Source organism: Pseudomonas sp. AG1028 (assembly GCF_007993955.1).
Lineage (GTDB): Bacteria > Pseudomonadota > Gammaproteobacteria > Pseudomonadales > Pseudomonadaceae > Aquipseudomonas > Aquipseudomonas straminea.
The window spans coordinates 279586-294977 of sequence record NZ_VIVP01000005.1; the positions used below are offsets into that span (position 1 = coordinate 279586).

Genomic DNA, 15392 nt, shown 5'->3' on the forward strand with positions numbered 1-15392 from the left:
GGTGGGTGGAGGCGCTTGTTACGTTCTGAGCATGATTGAGGTTTTTGGCGCGCCGTAACCCACCACGGGCACAACGCTATATATCGCTCGGTGGGTTACGCGGCGTGCCGAGAGCGTTGCCATCGGCAGCTTGTGTTTGGCGCCGCTCACCCACCCTACGATCTATTTCAAGACGAGAGCCGCCGTGTGCGCAATGCATAGGAGTGGCTTTAGCCGCGAGCTCTTTGCACCCTAATAACGCTCGGGGCTAAAGCCCCTCCTACAAAATGAACTCTGCTCACCGACCGCTATTGGCTTTATCTGTGAAGGCATGCCCTTGCAGTGGCTATCAGCACAACTCCGGATGCTTGTTGCAGGTGCCGTAGCCTTCGTTCTTCATCTGGTCGAGGGCCTGTTGCAGGCGGGTGACCACTTCGTCTGGCGTCTCCAGGTTGAGCGCCAGGTACATGTCCGAGCGGTCGATGACCAGCACGGTGCGCAGGCCGGTCACGCCGGCCTGGCGGGCGTGGTAGCGCCATACTGGGTCAGTGGTGGCCCACAGGTCGATCTTGCCGCCGGTGAGCTTGGCGATGTTCTCCTGATCGCGCAGGGCGTTGGTCGCTTGCAGGCCGGCGCGCTCCAGGCTCTGGCTGACCGCGCCGTCTTTGTAGGCACCGATGCGGTACTTGGCGGCCTCCTCGAGGCTGCTCAGGTTTTCGATCTTCGAAGCCGGCGCAGCGAGCAGTACGCCTTCGACCTTGGCGATCGGCCCGACCCACTTGAACAGCGGGCGGCGCGCCTCGCTCATCGCGGTAGAGAACAGCCCGTAGTTGGCATTCGCCAGGGTATCGTCGTATACGCGGCTCCACGGGAAGCGCAGGGTCATGGTGTAGTCGATGCCGGCACGCTTGAACATCTCGCGCACGATGGTGGTGCTGACGCCCTGGATTTTAGCGTCGCGGGCGAAGTTCTTGTCGCCTTCGGCCATGTTGAACGGTGGGAAATTCTCGGTCTGCAGCACAACCTTGTAGTCCGCTGGCAGCTCGGCGTAGGCGGGCAGGGCGAACAGGCTGGAAATGGTCAGCAGGCCGGCAAACCATGCGGTGTTGACTCTCATCGGAACGACTCCTTGTTAGGCCGCCGCCCTTTTAGCGCGCCGCTGCACAAACGGCAATGAGTCGTCACGAGCAAAGCCCCAGACTGTGAACCGGTCTGGAGCTTTTGCGTGCTGTGTGCGTTCTAGAGTGCGGTGTGAGGAGGCCGCGGCGCGATGCTCAGCACAGTTCCGGGTGCTTGTTGCAGGTGCCGTAGCCTTCGGTCTTCATCTGATCGAGCGCCTGTTGCAGGCGGGTGACCACTTCGTCCGGTGTATCCAGATTGAGGGCCAGATAGAGGTCGGCGCGGTCGAAGGTCAGCACGTTGCGCAGGCCGGTCACGCCCTCCTGGCGGGCCTGGTAGCGCCACACCGGATCGGTGGTGCCCCACAGGTCGATCTTGCCGCCCGTGAGCTTGCTGATGTTCTCCTGGTCACGCAGCGTGTTGTTCGGCTGCAGGCCGGCCTTCTCCAGCGCCTGGGCGGCGGCGCTGTCCTTGTAGCTGCCGATGCGGTACTGGCGTGCCTGTTCCAGGCCTGTCAGGTTGGGAATGTTGGAGCCGGGCGCAGCGAGCAATACGCGCTCGACCTTGGCAATAGGCCCGACCCACTTGAACAGCGGGCGCCGCGCCTCGTTCATCGACGTGGAGAACAGGCCGTGGTTGGCGTTGGCCAGGGTGGCGTCGTAGATGCGGCTCCAGGGGAAGCGCAGGGTCAGGCTGTAGTCGATGCCGGCGCGCTTGAACATCTCGCGCACGATGGTGGTACTGACACCCTGGATATTGGCGTCGCGGGCGAAGTTCTTTTCGTTGTCCGCCATGTTGAATGGCGGAAAGTTTTCCGTCTGCAGCACCACCTGATAACCCGGCGGCAACTCGGCATGGGCAGGCAGGGCGAATGCCCCGCAGATGGACAGCAGGCACAGCAGCCATGCGGATTTGCTGGTCATTGGCGACTTCTCTTTGTTAGGACTGCCGCTCTTTTAGCCTGCGCGCGGGCAAACGGCAATCAATCCCTAACAAAGCGAAGCCCCGTACCGCTGAACGGTACGGGGCTTCGGGTCTAGTGGTGCAGTCAAGGTTGCAGCGCGGCTTGTGCTGCAACCTCAACAGACCTTAGCGCTGCTGCTCGACCGCGTCCTTGGCTGGCGGGGTCAGGGGCTTGAGCTGGTGCGGAGCGATCATGTTTTCCGGGCGCAGGATCTCGGCCAGGGTGCTGTCGTCCAGCAGTTGCTCTTCACGCACCAGCTCCAGCACGCCGCGGCCGCTGATCAACGCTTCCTTGGCGATACGGGTGGAGTTCTCGTAGCCGATGTAGGGGTTGAGCGCGGTGATCAGGCCGATGGAGTTCTCCATCAGGGCGCGGCAGTGGGCTTCGTTGGCGGTGATGCCGTTGATGCAGTGCTCGCGCAGCATGTCCATGGCGCGTTGCAGCAGGCGGATCGAGTCGAAGATCTTGTAGGCGATCAGCGGCTCCATGACGTTGAGCTGCAGTTGGCCGCCTTCGGCTGCCATGGTCAGCGCCAGGTCGTTGCCGATGATTTCGAAGGCGACCTGGTTGACCGCTTCCGGGATCACCGGGTTGACCTTGCCCGGCATGATCGAACTGCCCGGCTGACGCGCCGGCAGGTTGATCTCGTTGATGCCGGTGCGCGGGCCGCTGGACAGCAGGCGCAGGTCGTTACAGATCTTCGACAGCTTGACCGCGGTGCGCTTGAGCATGCCGGAGAACAGCACGAAGGCGCCCATATCGGAGGTGGCTTCGATCAGGTCAGCGGCCGGCACCAGTGGCTGGCCGCTGATCAGCGCCAGGCGCTGCACGGCCAGGTGCTGGTAGCCCGGGTCGGCGTTGATGCCGGTACCGATGGCGGTGCCGCCCAGGTTCACTTCGGTCAGCAGCTCCGGTGCCAGGCTGCGCAGGCGCGCCAGGTCTTCACCCAGGGTGGTGGCGAAGGCGCGGAATTCCTGGCCGAGGGTCATCGGTACGGCGTCCTGCAGCTGGGTGCGGCCCATCTTCAGTACATGGGCGAATTCCTCACCCTTGGCGGCGAACGACTGGATCAGGCTGTCCAGGCTGGCCAGCAGGGTGTCGTGGCCGAGCAGCAGGCCCAGGCGAATGGCGGTCGGGTAGGCGTCGTTGGTCGACTGCGCCATGTTCACGTCGTTGTTCGGGTGCAGGTGCTTGTATTCACCCTTGGCATGACCCATGGCTTCCAGGGCGATGTTGGCGATCACCTCGTTGGCGTTCATGTTGGTCGAGGTGCCGGCACCGCCTTGAATCATGTCCACCACGAACTGCTCGTGGAAATCGCCGCGGATGATGCGTGCGCAGGCTTCGCTGATCGCCGCGTGTTTTTCGGCGGGCAGGTGGCCCAGCTCACGGTTGGCGTCGGCGGCGGCCTGCTTGACCATCGCCAGGGCCACGACCAGTTTCGGGTAGTGGGCCAGGGGCACGCCGGAGAGGCGGAAGTTGTTCAGCGCACGCAGGGTCTGGATGCCGTAGTAGGCTTCTGCCGGGACTTCGAGGGTGCCAAGCAGGTCTTTTTCGACGCGGAACGATGCAGCAGCGGACATGATGTCTCAATTCTCTTGATTGGGCGGAAGATACCGCGATGGGCCAAAGAATAAGGGTTGTGGAGCGTTGGCGGCCAATGCTGTTGTTTGCTGGGCTATGCGCAATCGGCATAATGTAGCTGTGACCAATTCTTTGCACCAAACGTGTGCATTGCGCTGCGCGAGGCGAGGACGCCCATGAACCTGGAAACCAAATGGCTGGAAGATTTCGTCACCCTGGCCGCCACGCGCAGCTTTTCCGCCGCGGCGCAAAAGCGCTTTGTGACCCAGCCGGCCTTCAGCCGGCGCATCCAGAGCCTGGAGGCGGCGCTCGGCCTGACCCTGGTCAACCGCTCGCGCACGCCGATCGAGCTGACCGAGTCCGGCCAGCTGTTCCTGCTCACCGCGCGCAGCATGGTCGAGCAGCTCGGCGAAGTGGTGCGTCACCTGCATCACCTGGAAGGGCAGCAGGGCGAGGCGCTGCAAATCGCCGCGGCACACTCACTGGTGTTCGGCTTTTTCCCGGAATGGATCGCCCGCCTGCGCCGGGACGGCCTGCCGCTGACCACCCGACTGGTGGCGACCAACGTCGGCGAGGCGGTGCACTCGCTGCGCGAAGGCACCTGCGACCTGATCCTCGCTTATCACGACCAGGACGCCGCCGTGCAATTGGCCCCCGATCTGTTTCCGTCGCTACCCCTGGGCGTCAGCGAGATGCTGCCGGTATGCGCCGTGGACGAGCAGGGCACGCCATTGTTCGATCTGGACGCCGGGCAGAGCGTACCGCTGCTGGCCTATAGCGCCGGCACCTACCTGGGCCGTTCGGTGAACCTGCTGTTGCGCCAGCGCGCCCTGCGCTCGACCACCGTGCACGAAACGGCCATGGCCGACAGCCTCAAGGCTATGGCCCTGCAAGGCCTGGGCGTGGCCTGGGTACCGCGCCTGTCGATGAACGCCGAGCTGGCGCGGGGCGAACTGGTGGTGTGCGGCAAGGAGCATTGGCACATCCCGCTGGAGATCCGACTGTACCGCTGGAGCATGTCGCGCAAGGCGGCGGTGCGGCTTTTGTGGCGCAAGCTGGAAGGGGGTGTGGGGCGGGAGGAGGGCTAGAAGTGGCGCGACCAGCGATTCCCACAGTGATCTTTAGATAGTTGCTCGGCTTTTACCCCAGTCCGTACTTCTTCACCTTGTCGAACAGCGTGGTCTTGGCCATCCCGAGGGCCTGGGCGGCCTGGCTGAGGTTGCCGGCGTGCTGTTCGAGGGCGTCGACCAGCAGGTTGCGTTCGAAGGCTTCCACGGCTTCGGCGAAGGTGGCGGCGTTGCCTTCCTGGGCGCCGCTTTTCTTGAAGGCCGGCAGGCCGAGGGCGAAGCGCTCGGCGACATTGCGCAGCTCGCGCACGTTGCCGGGCCAGTCGTGGGCCATCAGCGCGGCCAGGGTGTGGCGGTCCAGCTCCGGCGCGGCGCGGTCGAAACGCAGGGCCGAGAGCTGCAGGAAGTGCTCAAACAGCACGGCGATGTCTTCGCGGCGTTCGCGCAGCGGCGGCAGTTCCAGGGTCACCACGTTGAGGCGGTAGTAGAGGTCACTGCGAAACAGTCCGGCCTTGCCGGCTTCGTCAAGGTCGGCCTTGGTGGCGGCGATCACCCGGCAATCGACGTCGATGGGCTGGTTCGAGCCCAGGCGCTCCAGGCTGTGTTCCTGCAGCACGCGCAGCAGTTTGATCTGCAGGTTGAGCGGCATGCTTTCGATTTCGTCGAGAAACAGGCTGCCGCCGTTGGCGTGCTCGATCTTGCCGATACGGCGCTTGCCGGCGCCGGTGAAGGCGTGGGCTTCGTGGCCGAAGATTTCGCTCTCGAACAGGTTTTCCGGCAGGCCGCCGCAATTGAGTGCCACGAAGGCCTTGCTCTGCCGGCGGCTGAAATCGTGCAGGCAGCGGGCGACCAGCTCCTTGCCGGTGCCGGTTTCGCCTTCGATCAGCACGTTTGCCGAGGTATCGGCGACGTTGGCGATCAGTTCGCGCAGTTGCTGCATGGCCGGCGAGCGGCCGATCAGGCGCTGCTCCAGGGCCTGCTTGCCGGCCAGCTGGCGGCGCAACGACGACACCTCGCGGGCCAGGCTGCGCTGCTCCAGGGCGCGACGGGCGACGTCGACCAGGCGCTCGGGCGAGAAGGGCTTTTCCATGAAATCGTAGGCGCCGTCGCGCATGGCGCCGACCGCCATGCCGATGTCGCCGTGGCCGGTGATCAGCACCACCGGCAGGCTCGGGTCGCGGCGTTTGAGCTCGCCGAGCAGCTGCAGACCATCCATGCCGGGCAGGCGGATATCGCTGATGACGATGCCTGGAAAGTCCGCGCCGATGCGCTGCAAGGCGTCTTCGGCGCTGCCCACGCCTTCGCAGGGAATGTCTTCCAGGGCCAGGGCCTGCTGGCAACCGAGCAGCACGTGGGGGTCGTCTTCGACGATCAGCACGGTGAGGTCGTCATTCATCGGGTGTCTCCAAAGCAGCGGCAACCTGCGGCAGGTTGAGTTCGAAAGCGGTGCCGCCCTCGGGCGGATGGTCGGCGCTGAGGCTGCCGCCAGCAGCCGCGGCGAGGCTGGCGGACAGCGTGAGACCAAGCCCCAGGCCCTGCTCGCCGGGCTTGGTGGTGAAGAAGGGTTCGAACAGGTGGGTGCGGTCTTCGGGGGCGATGCCGGGACCGTTGTCGATCACGCGCAGGCGATAGCGCTCGCCCTCTGCGCTGCCCCGCAACCACAGCTGGCGATCTGCCTGGGCGCTCATGGCATCGGCGGCGTTGGCGATCAGGTTGACCAGAATCTGCTCCAGGCGGGTCTGGTTGATCGCCAGGCGTGCGTCGGCGAACTCGCGGTGAATGGTCAGTGGCGTGCGCTCCAGGCGCGGCTGCACGACCTGCAGCGCGGCGTCCACGGCCTTGCTCAGGCTGGCTTCGCCGCCATCGTTGGCGCGGCGGGCGAAGGCGCGCAGGCTGCCGGTGATCTTGCCCATGCGGTCGACCAGCTCGTTGATGGTCTGCAGGTTGGTGGTTGCCACGTCATAGGCGCCGCGGGACAGGAAACGCACAGTGTTGCCGGACAACGTGCGCAGCGCCGCCAGCGGCTGGTTGAGCTCGTGGGCGATGCTGGTGGACATTTGCCCGATGACCGCCAGCTTGCCGGCCTGCACCAACTCGTCCTGGGCCAGGCGCAGGGTTTGCTCGGCCTGGCGGCGTTCGCGAATCTGCGCCTTGAGGCGCTCGTTGCTGGCACGCAGGTCGGCGGTACGCTCGGTGATCTTGCGCTCCAGCTCGCTATTGGCGCGCTGCAGGGCTTCGCGGGCGGCCAGACGGGTGGCGATCACCTTGCGGCGCTCGTTCCAGGCGATCAGCAGAAAGGCCAGCAGGGCGAAGGCGGCGGCGGCCAGCATGCCGTGGCTGACCGCTTCGCGGCGCAGGTCCTGCAGCGGGCTGAGCAGGGTCAGGTGCCAGGGTGTGTCTTCCAGCGGGCGGCTCTGGGCCAGATAGTTGGTAACCTCGCTGGCATCCTGCGCGTTATGGCCCGCGAAGCTGACCTGCTCGACGCCATTGGCCAGCGCCTCGCGTGCCAGAGGCATCAGCTCGTCGAGTGACGACCAGTGATATTGCAGGCTGCGCGCCAGGCGTTCCTTGGTGTCGGCATTGAGTGGGCGCACGGCCTTGAGCCGTCGCGCCGGATCACTGGAAAGGATGATGATGCCGTTCTCGTCGCTGACGTAGGCTTCCAGTCGCGCCCGCTGCCAGCGCTGCTCCAGTGGGTCGAGGCGCACCTTGACCACAGCCACGCCGATGATCCGGCCGTTGGCACGCAGGCCATGGGACAGGTAGTAGCCTGGCTCGCCGGTGGTGCTGCCGATGCCGTAGAAGCGGCCTTGTTCGCCTTTCAGCGCATCCTGGAAATAGGCGCGAAACGACAGGTCCTCGCCCAGGTAGCTGTCGGCCTGGCGCCAGTTGCTGGTGGCCAGCACCCGGCCGTCGGTGTCCATCACGTAGATGGCCAGGCTGCCGCTGCGCTGGTTGAGGCCTTCGAGGTAGTCATTGACGCGTTGGCGCCGGTAGGCATCGGGCGTCAGCAGCAGGCGGCTGACGTTGGATTCGAGCTCCAGCAGGCTGGGCAGGTAGGTGTACTTGTTGATCTCGCTTTCCACTGCCCGGGCGTTGAGCTCGAGCTGGCGCTCGCCGCTGTCGACCAGGCTGCGGATACCCGACTGTTCGCTCAGGTAGTAACCGGCGTAACCACAGGTAGCCACCAGCGCCAGCATCAGCAGGGTCAGTGACAGGTGGCGGACGTAGCGCGGTTTGGCAGCCAAGGCGGGCGGCACCCCAGGGAGACTGATGGACACGCATTGCATCACAGTCACCGCGACCGAGCCAGCCCGCGCAAGGGCAGGGCGGATCGGTCACCGCTGCGGGCGCAGCGGTGCCGTGAAACGTGAGTCATGCCATGCCGCTCAGGGTTTGACCACCATGCCGACACCGCGACCGCGGGGGTCGGAAGCGGTTTGCAGGCTGCGCCCGTCGACGCGGATGGCCTGGATATCGCCCATGTTCCAGCCCTGGTCTTCGAGCACGTAGCCCATGGCCTTCAGCTCGTCGGCGACCTTGCCGGTGAGCGGCGCGTAGGCGTCGTAATAGATGGTGTCCTTGGGCAGCAGCTGGTGGTGCACGCGCTGGGCGGCTACAGCCTTCTCCAGAGGCAACTTGAAGTCGTAGACGTTGTTGAGCACCTGGAAGATCGAGGTGAAGATCCGCGAGCCGCCGGGCGTGCCCAGCACCAGGCTGACCTTGCCGTCACGGGTGACGATGCTCGGGCTCATCGACGACAGCATGCGCTTGCCCGGCTCGATGGCGTTGGCATCGCTACCGACCACACCGAAGGCATTGGCCACGCCAGGTTTGGAGCTGAAGTCGTCCATCTCGTCGTTGAGCAGGAAGCCGGCGCCTTCGACTACCACGCCGCTGCCGAAGTCCCAGTTGAGGGTGTAGGTATTGCTGACCGCGTTGCCGTCGGCGTCGACGATGGAGAAGTGCGTGGTCTGGTGCGGTTCCAGGCCGGGGCGAACCTTCTCGGTCGGCGAGATGGCGGTCGGGTTGACCTCGGCGGCGCGGCGCTTGAGGTAGCTGGCGTCGACCAGCTTGGCGACCGGTACCTTGGAGAAGTCCGGGTCGCCCAGGTAATCGGCACGGTCGGCGAACACCCGTTTCTCGATCTCGGCCAGGAGGTGGATATAGCGCGCGGAGTTCAGCTCGACGCCCTTGAAGTCGGCGGCGCGCTGCTCCTTGATGCCGATCAGCTGGGCCAGGGCGATGCCGCCGGAGCTGGGCAGCGGCGCGGTGTACAGGCTGTTGCCCTGCCAGTCGACGCGCATCGTCTCGCGCCATTTGACGCGGTAGTCGGCCAGATCCTGTTTGGTGATCAGCCCGCCGTCGTGCTGCATCTGGGCGACCAGCAGGTCGGCGGTCTTGCCTTTGTAGAACTCATCCGGGCCATTGGCCGCAATGCGCTCCAGGGTCGCTGCCATCAGCGGCTGCTTGAAGGTTTCCCCCGGGCGCATGCTGCCGAAGTGTGCGGTGAAGTTGGTCTTGCCGTTGAACAGGCCGATGGCGTCTTCGCGGTACTGGAACTGTTGGTCGGCGACCTTGAAGCCGCTGTTGGCGTAGCCGATGGCGGGCGTCAGCAGCTCGCTCCACGGCAGCTTGCCGAAGCGCTTGTGGGCTTCCCACAGACCCATCACCGTGCCGGGCACGCCGGCGGCCTTGGCGCCGACCAGGCTGAGGTTTTCGATCACCTCGCCCTTGTCGTCCAGGTACATGGTTTTGGTAGCGGCCTTGGGCGCGGTTTCCCGGTAGTCGAGGAAGTACGGCTTGCCGTCCATGAACAGGGTCATGAAACCGCCGCCGCCAATGTTGCCGGCTTCGGGGTAGGTGATGGCCAGGGTGAAGGCGGTGGCGACGGCGGCGTCGACCGCGTTGCCGCCTTTCTTGAGGATATCGGCGGCCACCTTGGCGGCGTATTCGTCAGGCGCGGCGACCGCGCCGCCGTCCAGATTGGCGGCCAGCACGGCATTGCTGCAGGCGGCGATGGCGACGCTGAGTGTCAGGGTTTTGAAGTGCAGAACACGCATGATGGAACCTCGATTTTTATTGTGCTTCTCGAGTCTAGAAGGCCCGCTATCAAGGCGATAGCGGGCCTGGCGCATCAATGCTGAAGGATCTTGGCGAGGAACTGCTGGGCGCGGTCGGAGCGGGCGCTGATATCGCCGAAGAACTCTTCCTTGGGGCAGTCCTCGACGATCTTGCCGGCGTCCATGAAGATCACCCGGTCGGCGACCTTGCGGGCGAAGCCCATCTCGTGGGTCACGCACATCATGGTCATGCCTTCGTGGGCCAGCTGCACCATCACGTCGAGCACTTCGTTGACCATCTCCGGGTCGAGCGCCGAGGTCGGTTCGTCGAACAGCATCACCACCGGATCCATCGCCAGGGCGCGGGCGATGGCCACGCGCTGCTGCTGGCCACCGGAGAGCTGACCCGGATGCTTGTGGGCGTGCTCCTTGAGGCCAACGCGCTCGAGCAGGGCCAGGCCTTTCTTGGTGGCTTCTTCCTTGCTGCGGCCGAGCACCTTGATCTGCGCGATGGTCAGGTTCTCGGTGATGGTCAGGTGCGGGAACAGCTCGAAATGCTGGAACACCATGCCGACGCGCGAGCGCAGCTTGGGCAGGTTGGTCTTCTTGTCGGCAATCGAAGTGCTGTCGACCACGATGTCGCCCTTCTGGAACGGCTCCAGGGCATTGACGCACTTGATCAGGGTCGACTTGCCCGAACCGGACGGCCCGCAGACCACGACCACTTCGCCTTTCTTGACGTCCGTGGTGCAGTCGGTCAGCACCTGGAAGTCCCCATACCACTTGTTGACGTTCTTGATGGAAATCATACGGCTAACCTTTTTTGCAGGAGCTTGACCAGCTGCGAGGCAGCGAAGCTGATGGTGAAGTAGACCAGGCCGGCGAAGATCAGGAATTCATGGGGTTGGCCCAGAATGTCGCCACGCGAGCGGGCGGCGTTGAGGAAGTCCATCAGGCCGACGGTGTAAACCAGCGAGGTGTCCTGGAACAGGATGATGCTCTGCTGCAGCAGCAGCGGAGTCATCTTGCGAAACGCCTGGGGCAGGATGATCAGGCGCATGGTCTGGCCGTAGCTCATGCCCAGTGCCTGGGCCGCGCCCATCTGGCCGCGCGGAATCGACTGGATGCCGGCACGGACGATTTCGCAGAAGTACGCCGCCTCGAACATGATGAAGGCCACCAGACAGGACGCGAACGCGCCCACGGGGGTGTCTTCACCGGTGATCCAGCGCAGGATGAACGGCACTGCGAAGTAGAACCAGGTGATCACCAGAAGCAGCGGGATCGAGCGGAAGTAGTTGACGTAGGTGGCGGCGATCTTGGACAGCAGCACGCTGTTCGACAGGCGCATCAGCGCCAGCAGGGTGCCGAGAACCACGCCACCGATAACGCCCATGACCATCAGTTGCAGGGTCATGGCCATGCCTTCCCAGAGGCCTGGCAGAGCGGGAATGATCTGACTGAAGTCCATCATTTGCCTCCCACGGAAATCAGGCCCGGCACGGCGACCTTACGCTCGACCATGCGCATGATCATCATCAGGCTCATGTTCAGGGTGAAGTAGATCAGCGTCGCCAAGGTGAAGGCTTCGAACAGGTTGGCGCTGAATTCGGCGGTCTGCTTGGTTTGCGCGAGCAGCTCCATGAGGCCGATCAGCGAAGCCACCGAGGAGTTCTTGAAGATGTTCAGAAACTCGCTGGTGAGCGGCGGAATGATGATCCGGTAGGCCTGGGGCAGCAGTACATTTTTATAGATCTGTGGCAGGCGGAAACCCATGGCGTAGGCCGCCGCGGTCTGGCCCTTGGGCAGTGCCTGGATGCCGGTGCGCACCTGCTCGCAGACGCGGGCGGCGGTGAATAGGCCCAGGCATACGACCACGCTCAGGTAGGCCGAGGTAGCCGGGTTGAGGTCCTGCTTGAACCAGATTTCCAGCGGCTCGGGCAGCAGGTCCGGCACCAGGAAGTACCAGAGGAACAGCTGCACCAGCAGCGGTACGTTACGGAAGATCTCCACATAGGCGGTGGCGATCCCGGAGATCAGGCGGTTCGGCACGGTGCGCATCACACCGAGCAGCGAGCCAAGCGACAGGGCGATCAGCCAGCCGACCAGGGCGATGGCGATGGTCCAGCCCAGACCGGTGATGAACCACTCCAGGTAGATTTCATCGCCAATGCCGGTGGACTTGAAGAAGATGCCCCAGTCCCAGTTGTAGTTCATCGGGTTTCCCCTCAGGTGAGTGGACGCAGCGAAGCCGGCGGCGGGCAACAGCTTCCCGCATCCGCGTCAGCGAACGATTTTTGGCTTCGTCAGGAAATGGATGGAGAGGCCGCCGGCCCCTCCGGGTTCCCGCTACGCCCCTTCTCGTGAAAGGGGCGTGGCATCACACCGTCAGATCTGCTCGGCAGACTTGTCGGTGGGATTGGCGATCAGCTTCTTCAGCTCTTCGCTCATCGGGAAATTGAGGTTCAGGCCTTTTGGCGGAACCGGCTGCTGGAACCACTTGTTGTAGATGTCGTTGATTTCGCCCGAAGAGAAGGTGTCGGAGATGGCCTTGTCGACCACCTTCTTGAAGCCTTCGTCGCCCTTGCGAACCATGCAGCCGTAGATTTCGAAGGACTGCGGGGTGCCGACCACATGCCAGTCGTCCGGCTTCTTGGCCTTGGCCATTTCGCCGGCCAGCAGGGCGTCATCCATCATGAAGGCCACGGCGCGGTTGGACTCGAGCATCAGAAAGGACTCGCCGTGATCCTTGGCGGAAATCACGTTCATGCCCATCTTCTTCTCGGCGTTCATGGCCTTGAGCAGGCGCTCGGAAGTGGTGCCGGCGGTGGTCACCACGTTCTTGCCCTTGAGGTCTTCGAAATCGTTCACGCCGCTGCTCTTCTTGGTCAGCAGGCGGGTACCCACTTCGAAGATGCCGACGGAGAAGTCGACCTGGCGCTGGCGCTCGACGTTGTTGGTGGTGGAGCCGCACTCCAGATCCACGGTGCCGTTCTGCACCAGGGGGATACGGGTCTGGGAGGTGACCAGGTTGTAGCGCACCTTCAGGTCAGGCATCTCCAGCTCTTTCTTGAGCTCTTCGACCACTTTCAGTTGCAGGTCGTGGGAGTAGCCAACCGGCTGCTTGGAGGTGTCACCGTAGTAGGAGAAGGGGATGGACGAGTCGCGGTGGCCCAGGGTGATGGTGCCCGAGTCCTTGATCTTCTTCAGGGTGCCGGTCAGTTCGGCGGCGAAAACCGGGCTGGACATCAGGGTGGCGGCAACGGCTACAGCCAGTACGCGGGGGACGATACGCATGGGTCGATTTCCTCGGTGTTGTTGTTATTGAGGACGTACGGCGAGGTACGTACCTCCATGTGGAGCGGCTATCGCTTTCCTGACAGGTAGAGAGCAGGATGTGTGCCAGACCTTCTCGGCGCCATGTTTAGTGCGCAAGTTTATGAATTTAAAGGGTTTTAATTTTTAGTTTGCGAGGGTAGGCAGGGCGGGGCGGTCGGTTGTTCGGTTTTTCGACCTGAAGGCGTTCGGATTTCCGAATGAAAGCGGGCGGCCATGATGGCCGCCCGCCGGGGGACGTTTACTAGCGGTTACGTAGGAAGGCGTTAATGAATTCGCCCTGGTTGGCGGCGTCACGCTCGGTGGTGAACAGGATGCGATTGCCCTGCTCGCGGATCTTCATTTCCTTGCCGAAGCTGCACTCGACGGTATTGAGTTTGGCGGCCTGCTCCTTGAATTCTGGCGAGCTGCTGCACAGGTTGTTCATCTGGTTGACCACCTCGCCGCAGTAGCCGGACACGCTCAGCTCCTTGAGCAGCGGCTCGTCCAGGGCCTGCCAGTTGACCTCGGTCTTTAGGTCGGTGCCGCAGCTGGCCGACGCCTCCTTGTCCATCTGCTGCAGGCGTTCGACGTGGTACTGCTGGCGCTTCTCGCGGTCGAACTTGGCCAGCTTGTCCTGCACGCCATCCTTTTTCTGCTTCTCGTACAGCGCCAGCAGCTCGGCCGGCTTGACCGCCTTGCTGGCCTTCTCGTCGAAGCTCAGGTACAGCGGCTCACGGTTGCCCGGCAGGTACAGCTGGTAGGACTCGCCGCCCCATTCCTGGCGCTGGCCAACCAGTACGTAGGCGCTGCCATCGAGGGTGGTGGCGTAATCGCTTTCGTCCTGGCTGCGCGCGTTGACGTCGGTCAGCAGCACCACTTCATCGAGCGGATGGTTGATACCGCTGATCTGCACGAGGGCCTGCTTCTCGTCGCTGCTGGGCGCGACCACGACGCTGACGCCCTTGTCGGCGGCGAAGGCCTTGGGATATTTCGCCAGCTCCAGAGCGCTGGCATTGAAGGTCAGGAAGGTTGAGGCGATAAGCAGCGACAGCCGTGTCATGGCATGGTCCTTTGGTGGGTGATGAGGCGATTCTAACTGCGTCTGACAGCGCGTGATGTGAGCCCGTTCCGCGCTGTCAGACGCCACGATCAGAATTGCATCACTACCCGGCCTTCGATCTGCCCCGCACGCATCTGTTCGAGCACGCCGTTGACGTTGTCCAGCCGGTCACGGTGGATTGTCGCCTTCACCAGTCCCTCGCCAGCGAAGTCCAGCGCCTCCTGCAGATCCGCGCGGGTGCCGACGATGGAGCCGGTGATGCTGATGGCCTTGAGCACCACATCGAAGATCGGCGTCGGGAAGTCGCCAGGTGGCAGCCCCACCAGGGCGACGGTGCCGCCCCGCCGGGCCATGCCGATGGCCTGGCCGAAGGCGCTGTTCGATACGGCGGTGACCAGCACGCCGTGGGCGCCGCCGATATCGCGTTGAATGATCTCGGCCGGGTTTTCCTGACGGGCATTGATGGTCAGGCTGGCGCCGAGCTTTCTGGCCAGCGCCAGCTTGGCGTCGTCCACGTCGATGGCGGCCACGTGCAGGCCCATGGCGCGGGCGTACTGCACCGCCACGTGACCGAGGCCGCCGATGCCGGAAATCGCCACCCACTGGCCGGGCCGGGCGCCCGTGACCTTCAGGCCTTTATAGACGGTAACGCCGGCACAGAGGATCGGCGCGATCTCGGCGAATTCGACGTTCTTCGGCAGGATACCCACATAGTCGGGGTCGGCCAGCACGTATTCGGCGTAGCTGCCGTTGACCGAGTAACCAGTGTTCTGCTGATCGGCACAGAGGGTTTCCCAGCCGGTCAGGCAGTGTTCGCAGCAGCCGCAGGCCGTGTACAGCCAGGGCACGCCGACCCGGTCGCCTTCGCGCACCCGCGTCACGCCGGCACCGACCGCGGCAACGTAGCCGACGCCTTCATGGCCTGGAATGAACGGCAGGCTGGGTTTTACCGGCCAGTCGCCGTCGGCGGCGTGCAGGTCGGTATGGCAAACGCCCGCCGCCTCGATCTTCACCAGAATCCGCCCGGGGCCGGGCAGGGGAACCTTCACCTCTTCGAGCCGCAACGGCTCGCCGAAGGCATGGACGACGGCTGCTTTCATGGTCTGTTGCATGGCGCGATCCTCCTCGATGAGGACCGCAGTATGCGAAGCCTGGTGGGACAGGGTATTGCTCCAGGACAACAGCAGTGCGCCGGGCGTCATGGGCCGACAGGCGGTCGGTTATCGATTTGTGTGCGA

General features: G+C 64.0%; 13 protein-coding genes. 1 reads left to right on the plus strand and 12 read right to left on the minus strand.

What is annotated here, in order from left to right; genetic code table 11:
* Window positions 1-328 precede the first annotated feature (328 nt).
* From FB481_RS10175 to aspA, 3 genes are all read right to left on the minus strand, one after another.
* Window positions 329-1096: an ABC transporter substrate-binding protein gene (locus tag FB481_RS10175; RefSeq protein WP_093500879.1), complete on the minus strand. Its 768-nt coding sequence runs from the start codon at window positions 1094-1096 to the stop codon at window positions 329-331.
* A gap of 157 nt (window positions 1097-1253) precedes the next feature.
* Window positions 1254-2021 (minus strand): ABC transporter substrate-binding protein, encoded by a 768-nt coding sequence (locus FB481_RS10180; protein ID WP_093500877.1) that lies wholly within the window; start codon window positions 2019-2021, stop codon window positions 1254-1256.
* Window positions 2022-2187: 166 nt separating this feature from the next.
* A complete protein-coding gene (gene aspA / locus FB481_RS10185; RefSeq protein WP_093500875.1) occupies window positions 2188-3645 on the minus strand; it encodes an aspartate ammonia-lyase in 1458 nt (485 codons plus the stop codon).
* 177 nt (window positions 3646-3822) lie between these two features.
* On the opposite strand from aspA, the gene FB481_RS10190 reads away from it, so the two are divergent.
* A complete protein-coding gene (locus tag FB481_RS10190; RefSeq protein WP_093500873.1) occupies window positions 3823-4734 on the plus strand; it encodes a LysR substrate-binding domain-containing protein in 912 nt (303 codons plus the stop codon).
* Between the two features lie 52 nt (window positions 4735-4786).
* Here the strand turns inward: FB481_RS10190 and FB481_RS10195 are convergent, their stop codons facing one another.
* From FB481_RS10195 to adhP, 9 genes are all read right to left on the minus strand, one after another.
* On the minus strand, window positions 4787-6109 hold the full coding sequence (locus FB481_RS10195) for a sigma-54 dependent transcriptional regulator (RefSeq protein WP_093500871.1): 1323 nt from the start codon (window positions 6107-6109) through the stop codon (window positions 4787-4789).
* Window positions 6102-8003: an ATP-binding protein gene (locus tag FB481_RS10200; protein WP_147176254.1), complete on the minus strand. Its 1902-nt coding sequence runs from the start codon at window positions 8001-8003 to the stop codon at window positions 6102-6104. Before FB481_RS10200 ends, FB481_RS10195 begins: the two co-directional genes overlap by 8 nt.
* Before the next feature lie 99 nt (window positions 8004-8102).
* Window positions 8103-9776 (minus strand): gamma-glutamyltransferase, encoded by a 1674-nt coding sequence (ggt, locus tag FB481_RS10205; protein WP_093500867.1) that lies wholly within the window; start codon window positions 9774-9776, stop codon window positions 8103-8105.
* 74 nt (window positions 9777-9850) lie between these two features.
* Window positions 9851-10585, minus strand: a complete 735-nt coding sequence (locus FB481_RS10210; RefSeq protein WP_147176255.1) for an amino acid ABC transporter ATP-binding protein — start codon at window positions 10583-10585, stop codon at window positions 9851-9853.
* Entirely contained in the window at window positions 10582-11250 is a 669-nt protein-coding gene (locus FB481_RS10215) for an amino acid ABC transporter permease (RefSeq protein ID WP_178109863.1), read from the minus strand. Before FB481_RS10215 ends, FB481_RS10210 begins: the two co-directional genes overlap by 4 nt.
* Window positions 11247-11993, minus strand: coding sequence for an amino acid ABC transporter permease (locus FB481_RS10220; RefSeq protein WP_093500863.1), 747 nt, complete (start codon window positions 11991-11993; stop codon window positions 11247-11249). Before FB481_RS10220 ends, FB481_RS10215 begins: the two co-directional genes overlap by 4 nt.
* A gap of 171 nt (window positions 11994-12164) precedes the next feature.
* Window positions 12165-13073: a glutamate/aspartate ABC transporter substrate-binding protein gene (locus tag FB481_RS10225; protein ID WP_147176256.1), complete on the minus strand. Its 909-nt coding sequence runs from the start codon at window positions 13071-13073 to the stop codon at window positions 12165-12167.
* Between the two features lie 283 nt (window positions 13074-13356).
* Window positions 13357-14154: a hypothetical protein gene (locus FB481_RS10230; RefSeq protein ID WP_093500861.1), complete on the minus strand. Its 798-nt coding sequence runs from the start codon at window positions 14152-14154 to the stop codon at window positions 13357-13359.
* Window positions 14155-14243: 89 nt separating this feature from the next.
* Window positions 14244-15266 (minus strand): alcohol dehydrogenase AdhP, encoded by a 1023-nt coding sequence (gene adhP, locus FB481_RS10235; RefSeq protein WP_147176257.1) that lies wholly within the window; start codon window positions 15264-15266, stop codon window positions 14244-14246.
* Window positions 15267-15392: the final 126 nt, after the last annotated feature.

Excerpts from the sequence above, each read along its gene's own strand:
- FB481_RS10180 (WP_093500877.1), bottom strand. The coding sequence starts at position 2,021 with ATGACCAGCAAATCCGCATGGCTGCTGTGCCTGCTGTCCATCTGCGGG.
- FB481_RS10195 (WP_093500871.1), bottom strand. The coding sequence starts at position 6,109 with ATGAATGACGACCTCACCGTGCTGATCGTCGAAGACGACCCCCACGTG.
- FB481_RS10175 (WP_093500879.1), bottom strand. The coding sequence starts at position 1,096 with ATGAGAGTCAACACCGCATGGTTTGCCGGCCTGCTGACCATTTCCAGC.
- ggt (WP_093500867.1), bottom strand. The coding sequence starts at position 9,776 with ATGCGTGTTCTGCACTTCAAAACCCTGACACTCAGCGTCGCCATCGCC.
- aspA (WP_093500875.1), bottom strand. The coding sequence starts at position 3,645 with ATGTCCGCTGCTGCATCGTTCCGCGTCGAAAAAGACCTGCTTGGCACC.
- FB481_RS10220 (WP_093500863.1), bottom strand. The coding sequence starts at position 11,993 with ATGAACTACAACTGGGACTGGGGCATCTTCTTCAAGTCCACCGGCATT.
- FB481_RS10190 (WP_093500873.1), top strand. The coding sequence starts at position 3,823 with ATGAACCTGGAAACCAAATGGCTGGAAGATTTCGTCACCCTGGCCGCC.
- FB481_RS10215 (WP_178109863.1), bottom strand. The coding sequence starts at position 11,250 with ATGATGGACTTCAGTCAGATCATTCCCGCTCTGCCAGGCCTCTGGGAA.
- FB481_RS10225 (WP_147176256.1), bottom strand. The coding sequence starts at position 13,073 with ATGCGTATCGTCCCCCGCGTACTGGCTGTAGCCGTTGCCGCCACCCTG.
- FB481_RS10230 (WP_093500861.1), bottom strand. The coding sequence starts at position 14,154 with ATGACACGGCTGTCGCTGCTTATCGCCTCAACCTTCCTGACCTTCAAT.
- adhP (WP_147176257.1), bottom strand. The coding sequence starts at position 15,266 with ATGCAACAGACCATGAAAGCAGCCGTCGTCCATGCCTTCGGCGAGCCG.
- FB481_RS10210 (WP_147176255.1), bottom strand. The coding sequence starts at position 10,585 with ATGATTTCCATCAAGAACGTCAACAAGTGGTATGGGGACTTCCAGGTG.
- FB481_RS10200 (WP_147176254.1), bottom strand. The coding sequence starts at position 8,003 with ATGCAATGCGTGTCCATCAGTCTCCCTGGGGTGCCGCCCGCCTTGGCT.